23 protein-coding genes and 2 tRNA genes are annotated in these 18538 nt (G+C 51.7%); 17 read left to right on the top strand and 8 right to left on the bottom strand.

Annotated features, from left to right (window positions below; translation table 11 throughout):
- The first annotated feature begins 1 nt into the window (after window position 1).
- The 3 genes from J0X12_RS10525 (at window position 2) to J0X12_RS10515 (ending at window position 3584) form a co-directional block, all read left to right on the top strand.
- On the top strand, window positions 2-1552 hold the full coding sequence (locus J0X12_RS10525) for an acyl-CoA carboxylase subunit beta (RefSeq protein ID WP_207045399.1): 1551 nt from the start codon (window positions 2-4) through the stop codon (window positions 1550-1552).
- Window positions 1553-1624: 72 nt separating this feature from the next.
- On the top strand, window positions 1625-2263 hold the full coding sequence (locus J0X12_RS10520) for a YbhB/YbcL family Raf kinase inhibitor-like protein (protein WP_207045397.1): 639 nt from the start codon (window positions 1625-1627) through the stop codon (window positions 2261-2263).
- A 100-nt stretch (window positions 2264-2363) separates the two neighbouring features.
- Complete coding sequence (locus tag J0X12_RS10515; RefSeq protein WP_207045395.1) at window positions 2364-3584, top strand: adenylate/guanylate cyclase domain-containing protein; 1221 nt, start codon at window positions 2364-2366, stop codon at window positions 3582-3584.
- A gap of 5 nt (window positions 3585-3589) precedes the next feature.
- Here J0X12_RS10515 and J0X12_RS10510 read toward each other — a convergent pair whose 3' ends face one another.
- The 6 genes from J0X12_RS10510 to J0X12_RS10485 all read right to left on the bottom strand — a co-directional run bounded on the left by J0X12_RS10510 (window position 3590) and on the right by J0X12_RS10485 (window position 7284).
- Window positions 3590-4252, bottom strand: coding sequence for a glutathione S-transferase family protein (locus J0X12_RS10510; protein WP_207045393.1), 663 nt, complete (start codon window positions 4250-4252; stop codon window positions 3590-3592).
- 61 nt (window positions 4253-4313) lie between these two features.
- Entirely contained in the window at window positions 4314-4946 is a 633-nt protein-coding gene (locus J0X12_RS10505) for a LysE family translocator (protein ID WP_207045391.1), read from the bottom strand.
- A gap of 1 nt (window position 4947) precedes the next feature.
- Complete coding sequence (locus J0X12_RS10500) at window positions 4948-5139, bottom strand: DUF1737 domain-containing protein (protein WP_207045389.1); 192 nt, start codon at window positions 5137-5139, stop codon at window positions 4948-4950.
- A gap of 23 nt (window positions 5140-5162) precedes the next feature.
- Window positions 5163-5705, bottom strand: coding sequence for a hypothetical protein (locus tag J0X12_RS10495; RefSeq protein WP_207045388.1), 543 nt, complete (start codon window positions 5703-5705; stop codon window positions 5163-5165).
- Between the two features lie 124 nt (window positions 5706-5829).
- Window positions 5830-7065 (bottom strand): acyltransferase family protein, encoded by a 1236-nt coding sequence (locus tag J0X12_RS10490; RefSeq protein ID WP_207045386.1) that lies wholly within the window; start codon window positions 7063-7065, stop codon window positions 5830-5832.
- A gap of 144 nt (window positions 7066-7209) precedes the next feature.
- Window positions 7210-7284: transfer RNA gene (locus J0X12_RS10485), tRNA-Thr, on the bottom strand.
- Between the two features lie 137 nt (window positions 7285-7421).
- Between J0X12_RS10485 and J0X12_RS17690 the strand changes: the two genes are divergently transcribed.
- From J0X12_RS17690 to J0X12_RS10415, 14 genes are all read left to right on the top strand, one after another.
- Window positions 7422-7667, top strand: a complete 246-nt coding sequence (locus J0X12_RS17690; RefSeq protein WP_420497070.1) for an alkaline phosphatase PhoX — start codon at window positions 7422-7424, stop codon at window positions 7665-7667.
- Window positions 7668-7779: 112 nt separating this feature from the next.
- Window positions 7780-7953: a hypothetical protein gene (locus tag J0X12_RS10475; protein ID WP_207045382.1), complete on the top strand. Its 174-nt coding sequence runs from the start codon at window positions 7780-7782 to the stop codon at window positions 7951-7953.
- A gap of 85 nt (window positions 7954-8038) precedes the next feature.
- Window positions 8039-8593 carry a dCTP deaminase gene (dcd, locus tag J0X12_RS10470; protein ID WP_207045380.1) on the top strand — a complete coding sequence of 185 codons (555 nt, stop codon included), beginning with the start codon at window positions 8039-8041 and terminating at the stop codon, window positions 8591-8593.
- 188 nt (window positions 8594-8781) lie between these two features.
- Window positions 8782-10074: a UDP-N-acetylglucosamine 1-carboxyvinyltransferase gene (gene murA, locus J0X12_RS10465; protein WP_207045378.1), complete on the top strand. Its 1293-nt coding sequence runs from the start codon at window positions 8782-8784 to the stop codon at window positions 10072-10074.
- Between the two features lie 26 nt (window positions 10075-10100).
- A complete protein-coding gene (locus J0X12_RS10460) occupies window positions 10101-10568 on the top strand; it encodes a DUF2948 family protein (protein ID WP_207045375.1) in 468 nt (155 codons plus the stop codon).
- Window positions 10569-10587: 19 nt separating this feature from the next.
- A complete protein-coding gene (hisG, locus tag J0X12_RS10455) occupies window positions 10588-11250 on the top strand; it encodes an ATP phosphoribosyltransferase (protein ID WP_207045372.1) in 663 nt (220 codons plus the stop codon).
- Complete coding sequence (hisD, locus tag J0X12_RS10450; RefSeq protein ID WP_207045371.1) at window positions 11240-12532, top strand: histidinol dehydrogenase; 1293 nt, start codon at window positions 11240-11242, stop codon at window positions 12530-12532. Before hisG ends, hisD begins: the two co-directional genes overlap by 11 nt.
- A 28-nt stretch (window positions 12533-12560) precedes the next feature.
- On the top strand, window positions 12561-13040 hold the full coding sequence (locus J0X12_RS10445; RefSeq protein ID WP_207045369.1) for a UPF0262 family protein: 480 nt from the start codon (window positions 12561-12563) through the stop codon (window positions 13038-13040).
- Window positions 13041-13098: 58 nt separating this feature from the next.
- Entirely contained in the window at window positions 13099-13560 is a 462-nt protein-coding gene (locus tag J0X12_RS10440; protein ID WP_207045366.1) for an arsenate-mycothiol transferase ArsC, read from the top strand.
- A gap of 143 nt (window positions 13561-13703) precedes the next feature.
- Window positions 13704-13922 carry a translation initiation factor IF-1 gene (gene infA, locus J0X12_RS10435; RefSeq protein WP_161315948.1) on the top strand — a complete coding sequence of 73 codons (219 nt, stop codon included), beginning with the start codon at window positions 13704-13706 and terminating at the stop codon, window positions 13920-13922.
- Window positions 13923-13933: 11 nt separating this feature from the next.
- Window positions 13934-14605, top strand: coding sequence for a Maf family protein (locus J0X12_RS10430; protein WP_207045364.1), 672 nt, complete (start codon window positions 13934-13936; stop codon window positions 14603-14605).
- On the top strand, window positions 14605-16011 hold the full coding sequence (locus J0X12_RS10425; protein WP_207045361.1) for an Rne/Rng family ribonuclease: 1407 nt from the start codon (window positions 14605-14607) through the stop codon (window positions 16009-16011). The genes J0X12_RS10430 and J0X12_RS10425 overlap by 1 nt, the downstream gene beginning before the upstream one ends.
- Before the next feature lie 5 nt (window positions 16012-16016).
- Window positions 16017-16196, top strand: coding sequence for a DNA gyrase inhibitor YacG (locus J0X12_RS10420; RefSeq protein WP_207045359.1), 180 nt, complete (start codon window positions 16017-16019; stop codon window positions 16194-16196).
- Between the two features lie 154 nt (window positions 16197-16350).
- Window positions 16351-16426 (top strand) — tRNA-Phe (locus J0X12_RS10415).
- A gap of 471 nt (window positions 16427-16897) precedes the next feature.
- On the opposite strand, the gene J0X12_RS10410 is transcribed toward J0X12_RS10415, so the two are convergent.
- The gene (locus tag J0X12_RS10410; protein ID WP_337925149.1) at window positions 16898-17107 is read right to left on the bottom strand and encodes a nitronate monooxygenase; all 210 of its coding nucleotides are present in this window, start codon (window positions 17105-17107) and stop codon (window positions 16898-16900) included.
- A 65-nt stretch (window positions 17108-17172) separates the two neighbouring features.
- A complete protein-coding gene (locus J0X12_RS10405; protein WP_207045347.1) occupies window positions 17173-18525 on the bottom strand; it encodes a 3-oxoacid CoA-transferase in 1353 nt (450 codons plus the stop codon).
- Window positions 18526-18538: the final 13 nt, after the last annotated feature.

Below are 18538 nucleotides of genomic sequence, written 5' to 3'. Positions count from 1 at the left end.
TATGAGCTGGGAAAAAGAAGCCGAAGAAATAAAAAGAATGCGCATCGCGGCCCGCGCCCAAGGCGGCAAGGAAGCGATCGAGGCCCAACATGCCAAAGGACGCCTCACAATCCGCGAACGGATAAATAGCCTACTCGATACAGACAGTTTCCAGGAACAGGGCCGCATTGCAGGATCGGCTGAACGGGACGAGCAAGGCAATATCACAGATTTCTCACCGGCGAACTATGTTACCGGGCTTGGTACCATAAAGGGCCGGCGTGTTGCCGTTGGCGGCGAGGATTTCACGCTCAAAGGCGGCTCACCCAATGCCGCGGGACTGCGGAAAAGTGTCTTCGCAGAGGAACTGGCCTCCCAGTACCGAGTACCTCTCATCCGCCTGCTGGAAGGTGGCGGCGGGAGTGTGGCGAAGGGCAAGGGTGGCGGCACCGTCGGCAGCCCGGCCTATGAAAAGCCGAGGTTTCTTTCCATTGCAAAATTGATGGGAGAAGTTCCGGTTGCCTCTGCCGCGCTTGGACCGGTTGCCGGTTTTCCTGCGGCACGCTTTGCTGCCTCCCATTTCTCGGTGATGACGCGCGAGACGGCACAGCTTCTTATTGCGGGTCCGGCCCTGGTGGACCGGGCACTCAATATCAAAATCACGAAAGAAGAGCTTGGCGGCGCCAACGTCCATAGTCGCAATGCTGTTGCTGCCAATATTGCAAAAGATGAACTGGACGCTTTCGCCCAGATCCGTGCCTTTCTGAGTTATCTTCCCAGTAATGTCTGGGATCTCCCTGCCCGTGCGTCATCAGAAGATCCCACCGATCGCATGGAAGAGGAACTGCTCAGTATCGTGCCCAAAAACCGGCGCCTGCCCTTTAATATGCGAAAGCTGGTCCAAATGGTCATGGATGTCGACAGTTTCTTTGAAATGGGAAAAAATTACGGTCGCAGCCTCATCACCGGATTTGCCCGCCTCGACGGGCAATCGATCGGGGTAATTGCCAATGACTGTCGAATTTATGCTGGGGCCATGGGAGCCGACGCCGCCCAGAAAGTCCGGCGGTTTATCGAGCTATGCGACACTTTCCATATTCCTATTGTCAATTTCACCGATGAACCCGGCTTCATGATCGGCCCGGACTCGGAAAAGGACGGTACCATTAAATTCGGGACGTCTGCGGTTGCCGCTGCCGTCATGTCCGTTGTTCCCTGGGCGACTGTGATCGTGAAGAAGGCTTTTGGCGTCGCCGCCGCCGCGCATTTTAGCGAAAACGGCTATGTCCTCGCCTGGCCCAGTGCAGAGATGGGGCCTCTTCCTGTCGAAGGGGGTGTGGCCGTTGCCTACCGCCGGCAGCTGGCAGAAGCGGAAGAACCAGAAAAATTGAGGGCAGAACTTGAAGAACAACTCGCGGCCCAGCAATCCCCCTTTCCTCGCGCAGAAAGCTTCAGCGTGCATGACATTATTGATCCGCGGGAGACCCGCCCCGCGCTCTGTCAGTGGGTCGACTGGATTCAACCCCAGCTCGAAAGCCTGAAAGGACCGGTTAGCTTTTCCTTCCGGCCTTAAACCATTTACCTCCGTTGGTGGCTTTGTTAAAATCAGCCGCCCATAACATAATAAAATGAGGAACGACATATCATGACGGCAGCATTAAAAGTGAAAATCGACGGTTGGGAAAATGGCGGGACTATCCCGGGCAAATTCGCCTTCGGTATTCCTGCCGAGGAAGGGCATGTCGCGCTTAGTGACAACAAAAGCCCGGCCATCAGCTGGTCTGACGTCCCTGAAGGAACCAAGTCATTCGCCATTATCTGTCACGATCCTGATGTCCCCTCCTCTGGAGAGGATGTGAATCAGGAAGGAAAGACAGTTCCTGCTGATCTGCCGCGCGTTGATTTCTATCACTGGGTTCAGGTTGATATTCCCGTTGAGTTCACCAGCCTGGCTGAAGGAGAAGTCAGCGACGGGATCACGGCCAAAGGCAAGGCCCCCGGCCAGCGCGCCTATGGCGTCACCGGGATCAATAACTATACCGACTGGTTTGCCGGCGATCCTGATATGGCGGGGAACTATGGCGGATATGATGGCCCCTGCCCGCCCTGGAATGACAGTATCGTCCACCACTATCATTTCACGGTCTATGCCCTGGATGTGGAAAGCCTGGGGCTGTCAGGTATATTTGGCGGCCCGGAGGCGCTCTCTGCGATGGAAGGACATATACTTGCAAGCGGGTCTTACGTGGGTACCTATAGCCTTAACCCTGATGTCCCGGCCTAATCTGACTTAGTCGGCATACGGCGCCTAAACCAGTGCATTCACTTGTATTTTTGATGGCATTTCCTATTTAAGGCAAAATAGGAAAAGGATATTTGCTGCCTTGGACGTACGATCGGGAACTGATTTTGCCACAAAAACTTCCGACTTTGATCTGGCTGTCCGCCAGGTTGAAAACTGGATTGTTCAGCGTATGTTTGAAGACATTTCGTTAACGGATGTGTTCACCGAGCTCAGCCAAAAAATAGATCGAACCCTGTTTCCGCTAGTACGCTCCCATGTCACGATGCGTCAAATGCACCCCTTTATCGATCATACGGATCACACATGGAACCGGACAGGAGAGTTGCTTACCAACTCCCGCCCCCGAACGCAGGTGGCGGAGCCAAACTGGACGCAAAGCCCTCTCTTTTACATGATTGAAAATGTTATCGACGAGTATCGCTGCGACTTAACTAGCGATGAAGTAGTTCGAAGATTTCCGATTTTTACAGAGTTCAAAGCCATTGGTGGTACCGACTACCTTGCCATACTTACCCCCTTTGGGAACCAGGAAACCGCGATCAAACAGCAGGATGGCATTATCTCATCCTGGCTCACGGACCGAAATGGCGGGTTTACCGACAGAGAAATCAGAGCCTTAAAGCGACTGGTCAAACTGTTCCATGCGACTGCGCGTATTTTTAAACGAGAGCAGACATTACAGGATGTCTTGAGCGCCTATCTCGGTCCAGTCGCTGCACGGCAAGTGATGGAAGGTAAAAATCAGCGCGGGGATGGCGACGTTATCCAGGCCGTCATCTGGATTTGCGATCTCCGTGGGTCCAGCGCCCTTGCCGATCAAATGGAGATGGCCGAATATTTGACACTGGTAAACCAGTTCTTTGAGTCCATGGCGGAGGCCGTTATGGCGGAAGGTGGGGAAGTGCTCAAATTTATGGGTGACGGTTTCCTCGCCATTTTCCCGACATCGGATAGAGCGGGCATTGCAGATGCGGCGCAAAGAGCCTTGAAGGCGGCGCGAGACGGTGCTGCATCCCTCGCCCGGCATCCCTCCGAAGCGTCGAAATTACAGTTTGGAGTTGGCATTCATCATGGTGACGTCATGTTCGGCAATATCGGCGCGACGGAACGCCTCGATTTCTCGGTTATCGGCCCGGCCGTCAATATGGCCAGCAGGCTTCAAGACCTGACCAAGACACTCGATGCTAGCCTGCTGGTATCATCTGCAATTGCCGATCATCTCCCGATTGACTGGCGACGGTTCCCGCAACAATCCGTTCCGGGGCTTAAAGACCCGATAGACGCCTTTACGCCCGCTTGAGGATGTTATTTCAGACTATAATCAGTGATAGTCCATTCTTCCTGCTCGGCGGCCTCTCGCCACTCCACAAATTCCGGTAACGCCCAAAGCGTATTGAAATAGTTCTGGCAGATATCATCGAGAGGTATGGAACGGCTGTAAAACCGCACCAGAACCGGCGCGAAAAAGACATCGGCAATTGAAATCTTGCCGAAGAGATAGGGTCCCTTATCAGCGAATTTCGAGCGACAGTCCCGCCAAATCTCGCATATGCGGGAAATATCTGCCTCGACATCCTCAGATAATGGCGCGTAAGGCATCTTTTTCAACAGATCCATTGGCACATGCTCGCGCAGGGCCTGAAAGCTGGAATGCATCTCCGCCACAATCGACCGCGCATACGCGCGCGCCAAGGTGTCCTCCGGCCACAAATGGGCCTCCGGATACTGCTCCGCGAGAAACTCACTGATAGCGAGAGTGTCCCAGACGGCCCAGTCCCCTATTTTCAGCGAAGGAACTTTTGGGGGCGCTGTGGGGTTCACTTTCTTAAGCTCTTCGTGGCAGCCTTCCTGGTACAGGGGGACCAGTACCTCTTCAAACTCCATGCCTGATAACTTTGCCGCGAGCCAACCCCGCAAGCTCCAGGAGGAGTAACGCTTATTCCCGATAATCAAGACATTCTGAGACATTTTATCACTCTCTCTTTGCGAATGGACCAGCCAAAAACCCTATATTGTATCTCAATAGCATCTACGCCCGCTCGGTCAACGCAAGCCGTATCGCAAGCCCGATAAATATTGTCCCGGATATCCGCGAAACCCATTTGGCTGTTCCCGGCCGTTGCAGCAGAAGCCGTCCCGCTCCACCGGAAAAAAGGCCAACACCGCCATTGCAGAGTAACCCTGTCAAATTGAACAGAAGACCCAAAATCAGGATTTGCAAAGCGATTGAACCCGCGTCTATCGACACAAATTGCGGCAAGAAGGCAATAAAAAAGAGCGCCACCTTGGGATTGAATATATTGGTGAGCATGCCGCGTCGGAAGACAACGACCATATCCGCGGACTTCACATTTGGTCGGCTGAGGTCTCCACCGTGCGCCGAAAAGCTACGGATCCCGATCCACAAAAGATACGCCGCACCCGCAAATCGCAGGACATCGAATGCAAACTCCGATGTCTTGAATATGGCCGTCACTCCGATGATCGCCAGCAGGACATGAACCAAGGAACCCGCGGAAATACCCAGTGCTGCAACCACACCGGCGCGGGGCCCCTGCTTAAGCCCGCTCGCTGTCGTGAACAGCATGTCCGGTCCGGGCGTCAAATTAAGCGCCAGCGCAGAGAGTATGAATAGCCCCAGTGCCGCTGACTCGATCAACATTTCAGGCGCCTCTCATGACGTCCGGCCTTACCACGGCCTGCGCGACAAGCATTCGGTTTGTAGTGGGGTCAAACGTCGCCGAGGGAGAGCCATACAGAATATATCCATCCGCGAGGGCCTTGCTCACCCGGACACAGAATTCATGCGTATCCTCGCCCGTCAGTAACCGGTAATCAGGTTTTTCGTCCGCCATACTGTCTACTCATCCCTCAATCGCTAAATGGACTTTCTTCGCTTCCTAATCAGGAGAAGAACGCCAAGGCCAAAACATGCTACTCCCGCAATCAGGTACGGAATTCTCAAGGGCTCTACATTTCGCCGAAGGGAAATCGACCTGCTGGTAATCCTGGCTTTATCCGGCACAATCCGCCAGTCCAATAAATATTCGCCGGGTGCCGGAACTGCAAATGTTTTAATGACCTGTTCCGATGTTTTTGTCGCATATTCGGGGGTATTGTCATCACGTTTATCCCGTTGCTGCCCCTCTGCAGTGAACACAGTCAGGCTGCCTGGTCCGGTCATCATTATGGAATAGTCGAATGCGGTCGCACTGCCAGCCAAAAGCTCGATTTCATACGTCACACTCAACAGTGCCCGCATCGAATTCAAGGAGGGTTCAAGACTAATGAGATCCGTGCTTCCCGCCTCACCTGCCAGTTCAAACCGTGCAATCTCCTCCCCGCTGGTGGTGTAGTCATACCCAACCCAGCCGATCAGGCCTAATCCGACGAGGATAAGTAAGACAGGTAATTTGCGCATTTGAACTGATGCCCTTAACTAAAATGGTGAATTGTCCGCCAGATACAATTTACCATTCATTTTATAGCACGCAGTCCGCATCAACCAGCAGCGATTTCAACGTCTAGGTTTTCAGGTCTCGGAACTAGGATATGTTTGAGCCAACAGATTGCCTGTCTTTGATTTTTTTTGAGACCGACGGCATTCGTATTCTCATATTGTTGAACGGCGTTTCCAGATATCGGTAACTTAAATGCGCCAGGTAAACTGTAAGGACCATGCCTAACAGCAACAATGCCGTCCCTAACATTGGATCCACCAGCAAATATGGATTACCTGTCTCTGGATCTTCAACCATTCGGTACATGAATATTTTTTCCATCACGAGCGCAATTGCATAATATACGGCCGCATGGATCATATAAATTCCGTAACTTACAGTCCCGAGAAACACCAGTTTTGGTGCACTCAAAATCCTTTTTATTATCGAGTCACCCGACCACAATAATGATAGAAAGATAAATGAATAGGTGAATGGCGTCAGTAAGCTAGAGACAAAATTTCCATAATACCAGCATGTGAACATTAAGATAAAACTCAAGTAAACAAATACTGGCGCCACGTTTAATTTGAAATTATTATAAATATAAAATAGCAGAACACCCAAATAATAAGAATACATGCATCTGAATATTGCAGTTTGAGTTTCTGGATAAACGCTATTTGTAAAATACAGAATTAATCCCGAAGCAATAACAAGCACGATGCTCGTAACAATTCTTAACGGCTTGGACGCAAAGAGAAAGAAGATCAGTGCGAATGTGGCATAGGTATAAAACTCGATAGATACCGACCAGCTCGGATAGTTATAGCTCAGGCATTTTTCGAAAATGCCGTTTGTCAGAAGTATATTGTTGATAAACTCTGAGGCATCAAAGCTGGTAAAACTATGGCTCAGACAAACTTTTGCTTCTTCATTAAAAGAAAAAAGCTCGTTCCAAACACCGGAAAAATCAAAATTAGAAAACGCGGACTGATCTCCTGTTTTCCCGGTCACCAAATCCTTGATAAACTTAATAAAGGGAAATCCTACCGCAAAAACCAAAAATGTTACGATATGGAGCGGATAAACTCTCAGCAACCTGTTGAACTGAAATACAGCAGCAGAAGAAAAACTGTGGATGCGGTCAGCATAGTTGTAGGCAATTACAAATCCGCTCAATTGAAAAAACAGGTCGATTAACATCCTGCTGTTTTCAAAAAACATGCCCCCCAATAAGAAGGACGTGTGTCCGACAACATCGCCATGCACGAAAACAACGACAAGCGCGAAAATGCCCCGTAGAGGCTCTAGGAATAAAAACTTTTCTTTAGACGCCATAAAAATCTCTTAACACGCGAACGCGTCGCCTCTTGCGGGCACCTCCACCCAGGTTGCAGCTTATGTCATACAAACAATACAATTGATGGTCTTAAAAAGATATTACGATGGGGGAAAATTATCGCAGCCAGAGTCTGGGCCTAATGGTGCCGCCGGACAGATTTGAACTGTCGACCTCTCCCTTACCAAGGGAGTGCTCTACCCCTGAGCTACGGCGGCAAAATGGGTGCGAACGCGGCGGAATATATAGGGATTTCAAACCATGTCAAAGAGTTTCATCGGATAAGGTAAAAAACCCCGGCAATTCAGATCACGTGGTCGGCGGTTTGTAATGAAGCCTCTTTGTCCTCGCCGGAATGGGCAGCAACCAAATGCTGCTCGCCGACCCGGAAACCGGAGAGATCAAGCGTTTCCTTGTGGGGCCGCAAGAAAGCGAAGTTACAGGCTTCGCCTGGAGTGCCGACAGGAAGACCGTCTTCGTCGCTATCCAGCATCCCGGCGAAAAAGGGAATAGCCACTATCCGGACGGCGGCACAGCCGTCCCCAGGTCAACGATACTGGTATCACGCGCAAAGACGGCAGCGCGATCAGCTAAACAATAACAAAATTGCGATTTACAAACTGGGGAGCCATTCGGCTCCCATTTTTTGATTATTTGCGTAAACGGAAAATACGGTTTATTGAAACGGTGAATAAATTGTCTGGCGCGAACACATGACCGAGCATAAAACGGATAGCAAGACTTCCAAGGAACGGCAAAAGGCGGAGAAAGCCGAGCGTCTCGCTGCGGAATTACGGAACAACTTACGAAAACGCAAAGATTTGCAGCGTAATCGCGGAACGGCCGCCCCAGACGCCATCAAGAACCGTGACCGACTGACCGATTAACCAATCAAGCATTAAATCTTGGCCCGCAAAGCCACAGTCTGTAGTATGCCGGTCAAATTAGGCTGTTTGAGCGGAGAAATTTAGTATGTCCATTCTGTCCGATAAATGGATCAGGTCACAAGCCCTTGAAACGCAGATGATTGAGCCTTTTGTGGAGAGCCAGAAACGAGAGGGAACCATCTCCTATGGCCTTTCATCTTATGGCTACGACGCGCGGGTCTCTGATGAATTCAAGATTTTCACTAACATCGATTCGGCAACCGTGGACCCAAAAGCGTTCTCCAGCACCAGTTTTGTCGACAGAAAAACCGATGTGTGCGTTATTCCACCGAATTCTTTCGTTCTTGCCCGCACCGTCGAGTATTTTCGAATTCCGCGTGACGTTCTCGTAATTTGCCTTGGTAAATCTACATATGCCCGCTGCGGAATCATCGTCAATGTCACGCCACTGGAACCCGAGTGGGAGGGGCATGTTACCCTTGAATTTTCGAATACGACGCCGCTGCCTGCAAAGATTTACGCAAATGAGGGCGCCTGCCAGTTCCTTTTCCTGAAAGGGAACGAGCCCTGCGAGGTTTCCTATAAGGACCGCGCCGGTAAATATATGGGCCAGGAAGGCGTTACACTTCCCAGACTATAATATCGCGCGGAAAGCATTTGATTGATGATGTGAGCATCAAGTAATGACAGAATCAATATGCCTTATACTCTTTCCTTTCCTATGAAAAATGAGATAAGAGCCGCTCTTTTGACAAATTTTATGGCCATATCACCGCAATCGGAAATTGACCCGCTGTAGGTGGGCAGAATATTAAAGAGAATTTCAGTATGGATAGCATTCGCATTAGAGGTGGAAAACCGCTTCAGGGAAAAATTGAGATCAGCGGCGCGAAAAACGCGGCGCTGCCGCTGATGGTCGCCAGTCTCCTGACAGAAGACACCCTCACCCTTTCCAATCTGCCGCATGTGGCAGATATCTCGACGCTCATCACATTGCTTTGTCAGCATGGTGCGACCGCTGTTATGAACGGGCAAAGCGCCAATGGCGGCGGAAGCGACGGACGCTCTCTCTCGATCAATGCAAAATCGATCACCAATACTGAAGCGCCCTATGACATCGTTCGGAAAATGAGGGCTGGGGCCCTGGTCATGGGTCCGCTGCTCGCCCGTATCGGCAAGGCAAGGGTCTCCCTGCCCGGCGGATGCGCCATTGGCACCCGTCCAATGAACCTGCATATCAGCGGGCTAGAACAGATGGGGGCAAATATTACCATTGCCGGTGGTTATATGGAGGCCGAAGCTCCGCACGGCTTGAAGGGCGCGGAAATCCGTTTTGAAACCGTCTCCGTTGGCGCGACCGAAAATTTGCTGATGGCCGCCTCCCTCGCCAAGGGGACAACGATCCTTGAGAACGCCGCGAAGGAGCCTGAGATTTCCGATCTCGTTCGCCTACTTCAGCAAATGGGCGCCAATATCGAGGGTGAAGGTACGGAAAGACTTGTCATTCATGGCGTCGATAAACTGCATGGCACAAGCTATCGGGTGATGCCGGACAGGATCGAAACGGGCACCTATGCGATCGCCGCTGTCATTACCGGGGGCAAGGTTGAGCTGACCAACACGGACCCTGAGTTGATCCGTTCCGTTTTGGATGTACTGATCGAAGCCGGGGCTGATGTTGAAGAGACAGCAAATGGTTTTATTGTCTCCCATGAAAGTGGAACTATTCATGGCGTCGACATCATGACCCTGCCCTACCCTGGATATCCAACGGACATGCAGGCACAGTTCATGGCCTTGATGACGGTTGCCGATGGGGCCGCGATGATAACAGAGACGATTTTTGAAAATCGGTTTATGCATGTTCCTGAATTGGCACGCCTTGGCGCGAACATTACAGTGCATGGACATTCGGCCCTGGTTCGGGGTGTGGATCATCTTGTCGGGGCGCCGGTAATGGCAACCGATCTGCGTGCGTCCGTCTCTTTGGTGCTTGCGGGCTTGGCAGCGAGGGGAGAAACGGTTATCAACCGTGTATACCATCTGGATCGAGGGTATGAACGGTTAGAAGAAAAACTGGCCGCCTGCGGCGCCGACATTGAGCGAATTCATGCGAGTTGAACGAAAAGTGAGCACAGGATAACGAGATGCCCAAATCCCTGAAACTTATTGCGGCTGAAATTGAGGATATGGAAATCCTCTCCGCAGCGCTGGAAGGGATGATCACAAGCCCGGGAGAAATGAGCTACCTGAAATCCGCACGGGCCTTTACTGTCATGGGTTCCCGCTTCAAATGGGAGGATGTGACCAACGGCCCCGAAAAAGAGGACAGTTGGTTCCGCATTCGCTCTGGCTTGTATTTTGGCGATGTAATGAGGGTCAAAGCCGTCGGGGTTTCCCAGAATAATCCGACGGAAGTGCTTGAATTGCTCAGTCTTTCGACACATCTCGGAGAAGCTGGCCAAGCGGAAATCTGTCTTAATTTTGCCGGGGGTGGCACCCTTTGCCTGACGATGGAATGTATTAATGTAACCCTGACTGATACGGGGGAGCCTTGGACTACCGAGCGAAAGCCCGGGCATGACGACGCTCCGTTTACGGAACAGGAAACCTGAAAAAGAATGGAGCAATTGCGTGCCATCAAGTGAAGAGTTGGTCATTGCCCTGCCCAAGGGCCGGATACTGAAAGAGGTTATGCCGTTGATCCGTGCCGCCGGGATTGAACCCGAGCCGGCATTTGACGATCCGGCAAGCCGCCTGCTGCAATTCCGGACAAATCATCCCCATATTTCTATCATTCGCGTCCGGTCATTCGATGTCGCGACATTTGTTGCTTTCGGGGCGGCGCAGCTTGGCGTGGCCGGCAATGACGTTTTGCTGGAATTCGACTATCCAGAGATTTATGCGCCGGTCGATCTCGATATTGGTCACTGCCATATTGCCGTCGCACAGCCGAAAGAGCTTGAAGAGGATCGTGATCCCAGCCGCTGGAGTCATATCCGTATCGCAACAAAATATCCGAACCTGACCCACAAATTCTTTGCCGAAGCCGGCATTCAGGCGGAATGCATAAAGCTCTCCGGGGCGATGGAACTGGCACCGGGCCTCGGGCTTTGCCGGCGGATCGTTGATCTTGTCTCTACAGGAGCAACGCTGGAAGCTAATGGACTGGTCGAGGTTGAGAAAATACTTGATATAACCTCTCGCCTCGTTGTCAATCGGGCTGCCCTCAAAACTCGGTCCGTCGAATTGAACGGCTGGATAGAAAAGTTTCGAGAGGTCGTCAATGCCGCTTAAACTAAATTCAAAAAGCGCAGATTTTGAGAAGTCCTTCACCGCCCTTCTCAATCAAAAGCGCGACGAAGACAGGAATGTCGACGCGGTTGCAGCGGATATCCTCGCCGATGTCCGTGCGCGGGGCGACGCTGCGCTCCTTGACTACACCCGGAAATTTGATCGGCTGGATCTCGAAGATGCTTCTAAGCTGCGGGTAACGGACGCAGAAATAAAAGAAGCGGTAGCCTCATGTGACCAGACAACACTTGAGGCCCTGAAAACTGCGGCAGTCCGCATTGAGGACTATCACCGCCGTCAACTGCCAGCAGACCAGATGTATCAGGATGACGCCGGTGTCTCGCTTGGTTACCGCTGGACGGCAATCGAGAATATTGGCCTCTATGTGCCGGGCGGCCGGGCGACCTATCCTTCTTCTGTCTTGATGAACGCAATACCGGCAAAAGTCGCCGGCGCGTCACGCCTGGTGATGGTTGTGCCGATGCCGGACGGCGATATCAACCCGATGGTTCTGGCGGCGGCGGACCTCTGCGGGGTCGATGAAATATATCGTATCGGCGGGGCGCAGGCTGTTGCGGCGCTCGCCTATGGCACGGAAACCATTGCGCCTGTCGACAAGATCGTCGGCCCGGGAAATGCCTATGTCGCAAGCGCCAAGAAGCAGGTTTTCGGGACCGTCGGTATCGATATGATCGCGGGCCCGTCGGAAATCCTGGTGGTTGCAGACAACCTGAATGATCCGGCGTGGATTGCCGCAGACCTGTTAAGTCAGGCGGAACATGACCCGGTTGCCCAAAGCGTCCTGATAACGGATGACGAGGCCTTTGGCGCCGCTGTTGAAGCGGCGATCGAAAGCCACCTTGCGAGTTTAGGCCGCGCGGAAATTGCGAGAGCGAGCTGGCAGGATTACGGCGCCGTCATCACGGTGAAGGAAATGGCCGAGGCACCAAAGCTTGTTGACCGGATTGCGCCAGAACATCTGGAGCTTTGCGTTGAGGATCCGGAAGGCCTTGCCGCCGAAATTCGGCATGCTGGCGCCATTTTCCTTGGGCGTTACAGCCCTGAGGCCATTGGCGATTATATCGCTGGACCGAACCACGTGCTGCCAACCTCTCGCACGGCACGGTTTTCTTCGGGCCTCTCAACACTGGATTTCGTCAAACGGACATCTCTAATGAAGCTGGATGCGGCCAGCCTCCAAAAAATCGGACCGGCGGCAATTGCGTTAGCGGAATCAGAGGGACTGGGAGCACACGCCCTTTCCGTCTCAATCCGGTTAAACTAGAAATACTGTGTAAAGGAGCCACATAGACATGCCCGACACACAGCATATCGCAAAAATTGCCCTCGACGAAAAAACGGTTGTTCGCCGCAACGCGGATATTGAACATGAGCGCAAAGTGGCCATCTTCGACATTCTCGATCAGAACAGCTTTATCGTAAACGGATATGAAAATGATGGCCCCTATTCGCTCCATCTTAGTATCGAGGATAACCGGCTGATATTTGATATCCGCACGGAGGACGACTCCACAGAACTCGTGCGCATTCCGTTGCCGGTAATTTCCTTTCGCCGCATCATCAAGGACTATTTTCACGTTTGCGAGAGCTACTTCGATGCGATTAAATCCGCGTCCCCGTCAAAGATCGAGGCCATCGATATGGGACGGCGCGGCCTCCACAACGAGGGATCGGAACTCCTGAAAGAGCGACTGAAGGACAAAGCGGAGACAGATTTCGATACGGCGCGGCGCCTGTTCACTCTTATGTGCATCCTCCACATAAGGGGCTAGAAATGATATCCGTCGATATTGCTCCTCTCCACGCCATTATTGTGGCGCGTGAAACCACATGAGTGCATTACCTTTCAGCGACAGCATGCCGGGCAGCGTCCTTTTTGCCTGCACCCACAATAGTATTCGGTCGGTCATGGCGGAGAATATTATGAAGAGCCTGTATGGCCATGCCGTCTATGTGGATAGCGTCGGGGTCCGCGCGAAGAGTGTCGATGGCTTCGCGATTGAAGTCCTGGACGAAATCGGCCTCGATGCATCCAAGCATGTTGCGAAGAACTTCGATGACCTGGAAGATAGTTCATTCGACATGATTATCTCCCTCTCCCAGGAAGCCCACAAGAAGGCGGAAGAAATGACCCGTGCGACAGCCTGCGAAACGGAATTCTGGAACATTATTGATCCGTCGGTCACTGAGGGGAACCGTGAAATGCGGCTGAATGCCTATCGTCATACACGGGATGACCTGTATGAAAAAATTAAAGCGAGGTTTAGAACGGGTCCGGCACCGCGGGTATAGGAATTTCGTGTCCGTTCTGTTGCGAATTGGCCCAAACAACCTTGTTTTTTCAGGTTTTTACCTATCTCCTACAAGGAAATGCTTGCTTTTTAGTTGGTCTGCCCTTTATTTTGCAGCATCCGAAACTACTGGAATAGGATTTTATGGCGAAAGAAGAACTATTGGAATTTGAAGGAACCGTTACGGAGCTGTTGCCCAACGCAATGTTCCGCGTCGTTCTGGAAAATGACCACGAAGTATTGGCCCACACTGCGGGCAAAATGCGCAAACATCGCATTCGTGTATTGGCGGGCGACAAAGTCACCGTTGAAATGACACCTTATGACCTGACCAAAGGCCGCATTACCTTCCGTTACAAGTAAGGTAATCATTTATGGGTGACCGAACAGACCTCCCCAAGTCTACCGGGACGGTAGCAGAGCGAGGCAAAGAGACCGAGCCGCCCTCCTCACCCATTGACCCTCCTCTTGTCCTAGCCTCTGCCTCGCCTCGTCGCCTTGCGCTGCTCGAGCAGATCGGGGTCAGGCCAGACTCAGTTGATCCGGCAGACATAGACGAAACAGCGGCGGCAAAGGAGCTTCCCCGCGATCTCGCCTTGCGTCTTGCCAGGGAAAAAGCGGAAGCAGTCGTCGACCGACATCAGAACGCATTTCTACTTTCTGCGGATACGGTGGTTGCAGTCGGACGCAGGGCGCTTGGCAAAGCTGAAACAGCAGTAGAGGCACGCGCTTACTTGTCCCTGCTGTCCGGCCGCCGACATCAGGTACATACGGGCATCACCCTGATAACGCCGGCTGGCAAAAGGATCGCTCGTGTCGTCTCGACATCAGTAATCTTCAAGGCGCTGGATATCTCTGAGATCAACGCCTATATCGCTTCAGATGAATGGCACGGCAAGGCCGGTGGATATGCCATTCAGGGACGCGCCGCCGCCCTTATCCGACAAATTCAAGGATCCTACAGCAACGTCGTTGGTCTGCCCCTTTTTGAAGTCGCAAATCTGCTTCAGGGCAATGGTTATCCGATCTGGACGGACCGGGAGTGATGCGAGAGACCCTGCTGATCGATGATAACCCGTTCGAAACACGCGCAGCGCTGCTGAAAGGCGATCAACTTCTGGAATTGCAAATAGAGCGGCCGGGAAACATCTCCCGTGTCGGTGATTTCTACTATGGGCGCGTCGCAAAACTTATCCCTGACATGGATATCGCCTTTATTGATCTTGGGACCGGGGACGACGGGTTTTTACAACTTAGCGATATTCTGAGCGACGCCAAGAATGTTAATAGCGCGGTGCATGAGGGCGAAAAGCTGCTTGTTCAGGTGATAAAGGATGCGAAAGGCGATAAAGGCCTGCAACTCGGATGTCGCATTGCCATTCATGGTGCGAACCTCATTTACCGACCCTTCGGCAAGGAGGTTGTCTTATCGAAAAACATTAAGGCACCAAAGGAGCGTAACAGGCTAAAGAATCTGCTTGAACACCACACGGAAGAACATGGCCTGACGGTCCGCACTTCCGCGCAATATGCCTCTGATGAAGAACTAACTGCGGAAGTCGACGCCCTCGTCACTGAGTGGACTGAAATTCTGACTGAGTGGAAAGCAGCGAAGAAGCCTGGCTCGCTTGGACAGAGCAAAACGCCCCTGACAAGTGTCCTGAAAAGTCTCCTCTCCGCAAATATGGACGTGATCGTGAATAACGTCACGGCACTCAACGCGACGAAAGGCTACATCACACGCCATATGCCCGGTATACAGCCGCAGATCACCCTCTGGGACCGGCAAACGCCCCTATTCGAAGAGATGAACATTGAGGCTGAACTGGATACCGCCCTTCAAAAAGCTGTCGCGCTTGCATCAGGCGGAAATATTACGATTGAACCCACGGAAGCTGCCGTCATCATCGACGTCAACTCTGCCGGCCAGACCCAGTCGTCAGGCACGCGATCTGCCGCAGTTACAACCAATCTCGAAGCGGCAATTGAAATCTGCCGCCAGATCCGCCTTCGCAATCTCAGCGGTATCATTATCATAGATTTTATCCAGATGAACGGCAAGGGAGAGACAGAGCACCTCACCAATACCCTGCAGCGCGCACTGGATAAGGATCCCCGGCCATCGCGCCTAATCGGAATGACTGAATTGGGGTTAATGCAGATAACGCGAAAGCGCGGCCGGCCCGCATTGCATGAAACGCTCACTCAATCCTGCCTGTCGTGTGACGGAAACGGATACGTTAAAACCGAGACCACAATTCTCAATGACATTTTTCGTTCCCTGCAGAATGAAGTGCGTTTCTCACATCAGGCCACTTTCAATATTGAGGCTGGCGAAACCCTTGCATCAACCTTGCGACGCCATCAAACTGTCATGGAAAAGGAACTTGCGCGGCGAATTGTCATCTCAACAAATGCGCAGCTCTCCGATCTCGACTATAAAATAGGCTGAAGATAATGAAAGACGCAACAACACCGGCAAAACCCTGCCCTCAATGCGGCAAACCGGCCGTGCACAAATTTCGCCCCTTTTGCTCGCCTCGCTGTAAACAGGTGGACCTCGGCAAATGGTTTAACGAGGTATATGTAATCCCGGGAGAAGAAACCATTCCTGCCAATGATGAAGACGGAGAATAGCAGCATATTTCCATGTGCTTAGTATCCTCTTTCATGCGAAAAACATTCTCTGAAGACTTTTCTGCATTTTTAGATCAAGAGCTCTGGACAGCCCCAATTATTTCTTTTATAACCCTGCTTCCTCGCCCAAACGGCGGCGCAAGCAGCGCGATATGCCCAGGTAGCTCAGTTGGTAGAGCAGCGGACTGAAAATCCGCGTGTCGGTGGTTCGAATCCGCCCCTGGGCACCACTTCTTCAGATACTTACTAGCTGTTGAGATGTTTGGCGTGCTGACGCACTATAATTTGCTCGATGGTTCATTGCCGCCTTTGGACATCATTCCTTACAAAAGCGTCGTGATTGAACGGCAACCTGAATATCGCGCCCGTGTTACGACGACAGTCGCGAAAACAGTTTCTGAGTTTCATCCATTAGGCGTTAGGTGAGCTGCACGGCCGTTTCAGGAAGTCCCGAGACAGCAGGTTGCCCCGCCAAATTCGATTAAAACGTAGTAGATCCTTTGGCGTCAGTTTTTACCTTAACTCTGCAAGAACACCATATCCCATAGGGAAGTTCATAGATTGATCGGTGATTGGCCCGATATATCGGGTGAGCTGGGCCCCAAAACCTAGCGCGGGCTTTCCCGAGAACACACATTGGTCAACCCGGTCCCGTTCTCGCTCGCAGCAAGCAGTTTTCCCCAGTAGAAATCATTGGCCAATTATTCATCATTGAACAAATAGGCGGTGGCAATTTGCACTCTAGTCGCGCCAAGCACAAACGCTGCTGCAATACAACGTTCAGCAGAAATTCCTCTTGTAACAATCACAGGAACATTAACCGCATCAACGACATGCAGCACAAGTGACATGAGATCCGCCTGTTCTGCGACTGCAAAAGATAAAAATAACGGCCAAAGCCATTTTTGCACACCGAGTTAGAAATGATTAGATATGATCGACGGTTTTCGCTCTTCTAGAACGCCCGTTACACCCTTTATTGTGCCTCTAGAGCAACGTTAAAATATGCTTCCGTACGACTTGATACCTCTTCTAAGGTCAACTCTGGCATGAGCTTTACCAAAGTCATGCTGCCTCTATCGAACCTAAACACCGCCAGGTCAGTGATTAATATGTCAACGACACCCTCGGCGGTAAGCGGCAAGTTACACGTACGCAAAACCTTGGAACTGCCATCTTTATTACAATGGGACATGACAACAATGAGCTTCTTGGCACCCGAGGCCAAATCCATGGCACCTCCGACGCCTAAAAGGGGCTTGCCTGGCACTGACCAATTAGCAAGGTTCCCCGCCTCGTCCACTTGCAGCCCTCCCATTATGGCAACATCAATATGACCGCCGCGGATCATAGAAAAAGACACTGCGCTGTCAAAATAGCTCGCGCCTAATAGTGCCGTAACGGGAACCTTTCCTGCATTTACGGGATAGGACATAGCGCTACCACTTACAGGACGGGGTCCAACGCCCAGCATACCATTCTCGGTGTGCATAATGATGTCGTCTTCCGGGCTGATAAAATCCCCCACTAAGGTAGGAATGCCTATGCCTAGATTGACTACATCTCCAGGTTTAATCTCAGCCAAAGCGGCTTCGACCATAGCCATACGTATGCCGTCTACTTTCACGACACTTTCCGAGACAGAGGCAGACGAACCAAGTTCTTCGGGGGTGATACTGGCCTGTACAAGATAATCAACGAAACAGCATTGCGTGTGAACATGCTCCGGCGGGATCGTGCCGATAGATACAATTTCCTCTACTTCGGCGATTACCAGATCGGCTGCAGTCGCGGCGGCAACATTAAAATTGCTCTCGGTCATCCGATATTGCAGGTTGCCCGCTGTATCTGCCCGCCAGGCACGGATTAACGCCACATTACCACGCAAGGGTTCGATGTAAACCATCTCCTTTCCATTAATAATGCGCGTGTCGTGGTTCTTAGCTAAGTCTGTACCAACTGCAGTTGGTGTGTAGAAACCGCCTAGGCCAGCGCCTCCAGAGCGAAGCGCTTCGGCGAGAGTACCCTGTGGTAACATGTCGATCTCTAAACTGCCCGACAATGCGGCTTCGACAACCTCGCGATTAGAAGTGAAATAGGACCCAATGGCTTTTGTAAGCTGCCCATTTCGCAACAACTTTCCGCCACCGAGGCCTGGCTCACCGACATTATTGCCCACATACGTCAAATCTTTAATTTCTGTTTCGGCAAGCGCATGCAGGAGGTTCACTGGATTTCCGGTCATCCCAAAACCACCAACTAGCATTACATCGCCGGAATTGATCTTACTGGCAGCTTCTACGGCTGTGATTTGCGGTATCGATTTCATTGTTGTCTCGGTT

Origin of the sequence: Sneathiella sedimenti (assembly GCF_017313765.1) — a bacterium.
In the GTDB taxonomy this organism is placed as follows: domain Bacteria; phylum Pseudomonadota; class Alphaproteobacteria; order Sneathiellales; family Sneathiellaceae; genus Sneathiella; species Sneathiella sedimenti.
This window is presented reverse-complemented; position numbering and strand designations above follow the sequence as displayed.

What these genes read in the sequence shown, in the direction of transcription:
- J0X12_RS10525 (WP_207045399.1), top strand. Translation starts at nt 2, where the DNA reads ATGAGCTGGGAAAAAGAAGCCGAAGAAATAAAAAGAATGCGCATCGCG.
- J0X12_RS10520 (WP_207045397.1), top strand. Translation starts at nt 1,625, where the DNA reads ATGACGGCAGCATTAAAAGTGAAAATCGACGGTTGGGAAAATGGCGGG.
- J0X12_RS10510 (WP_207045393.1), bottom strand. Translation starts at nt 4,252, where the DNA reads ATGTCTCAGAATGTCTTGATTATCGGGAATAAGCGTTACTCCTCCTGG.
- J0X12_RS10505 (WP_207045391.1), bottom strand. Translation starts at nt 4,946, where the DNA reads ATGTTGATCGAGTCAGCGGCACTGGGGCTATTCATACTCTCTGCGCTG.
- J0X12_RS10500 (WP_207045389.1), bottom strand. Translation starts at nt 5,139, where the DNA reads ATGGCGGACGAAAAACCTGATTACCGGTTACTGACGGGCGAGGATACG.
- J0X12_RS10495 (WP_207045388.1), bottom strand. Translation starts at nt 5,705, where the DNA reads ATGCGCAAATTACCTGTCTTACTTATCCTCGTCGGATTAGGCCTGATC.
- J0X12_RS10490 (WP_207045386.1), bottom strand. Translation starts at nt 7,065, where the DNA reads ATGGCGTCTAAAGAAAAGTTTTTATTCCTAGAGCCTCTACGGGGCATT.
- J0X12_RS17690 (WP_420497070.1), top strand. Translation starts at nt 7,422, where the DNA reads ATGGGCAGCAACCAAATGCTGCTCGCCGACCCGGAAACCGGAGAGATC.
- J0X12_RS10475 (WP_207045382.1), top strand. Translation starts at nt 7,780, where the DNA reads ATGACCGAGCATAAAACGGATAGCAAGACTTCCAAGGAACGGCAAAAG.
- dcd (WP_207045380.1), top strand. Translation starts at nt 8,039, where the DNA reads ATGTCCATTCTGTCCGATAAATGGATCAGGTCACAAGCCCTTGAAACG.
- murA (WP_207045378.1), top strand. Translation starts at nt 8,782, where the DNA reads ATGGATAGCATTCGCATTAGAGGTGGAAAACCGCTTCAGGGAAAAATT.
- J0X12_RS10460 (WP_207045375.1), top strand. Translation starts at nt 10,101, where the DNA reads ATGCCCAAATCCCTGAAACTTATTGCGGCTGAAATTGAGGATATGGAA.
- hisD (WP_207045371.1), top strand. Translation starts at nt 11,240, where the DNA reads ATGCCGCTTAAACTAAATTCAAAAAGCGCAGATTTTGAGAAGTCCTTC.
- J0X12_RS10445 (WP_207045369.1), top strand. Translation starts at nt 12,561, where the DNA reads ATGCCCGACACACAGCATATCGCAAAAATTGCCCTCGACGAAAAAACG.
- J0X12_RS10440 (WP_207045366.1), top strand. Translation starts at nt 13,099, where the DNA reads ATGAGTGCATTACCTTTCAGCGACAGCATGCCGGGCAGCGTCCTTTTT.
- infA (WP_161315948.1), top strand. Translation starts at nt 13,704, where the DNA reads ATGGCGAAAGAAGAACTATTGGAATTTGAAGGAACCGTTACGGAGCTG.
- J0X12_RS10430 (WP_207045364.1), top strand. Translation starts at nt 13,934, where the DNA reads ATGGGTGACCGAACAGACCTCCCCAAGTCTACCGGGACGGTAGCAGAG.
- J0X12_RS10425 (WP_207045361.1), top strand. Translation starts at nt 14,605, where the DNA reads ATGCGAGAGACCCTGCTGATCGATGATAACCCGTTCGAAACACGCGCA.
- J0X12_RS10420 (WP_207045359.1), top strand. Translation starts at nt 16,017, where the DNA reads ATGAAAGACGCAACAACACCGGCAAAACCCTGCCCTCAATGCGGCAAA.
- J0X12_RS10405 (WP_207045347.1), bottom strand. Translation starts at nt 18,525, where the DNA reads ATGAAATCGATACCGCAAATCACAGCCGTAGAAGCTGCCAGTAAGATC.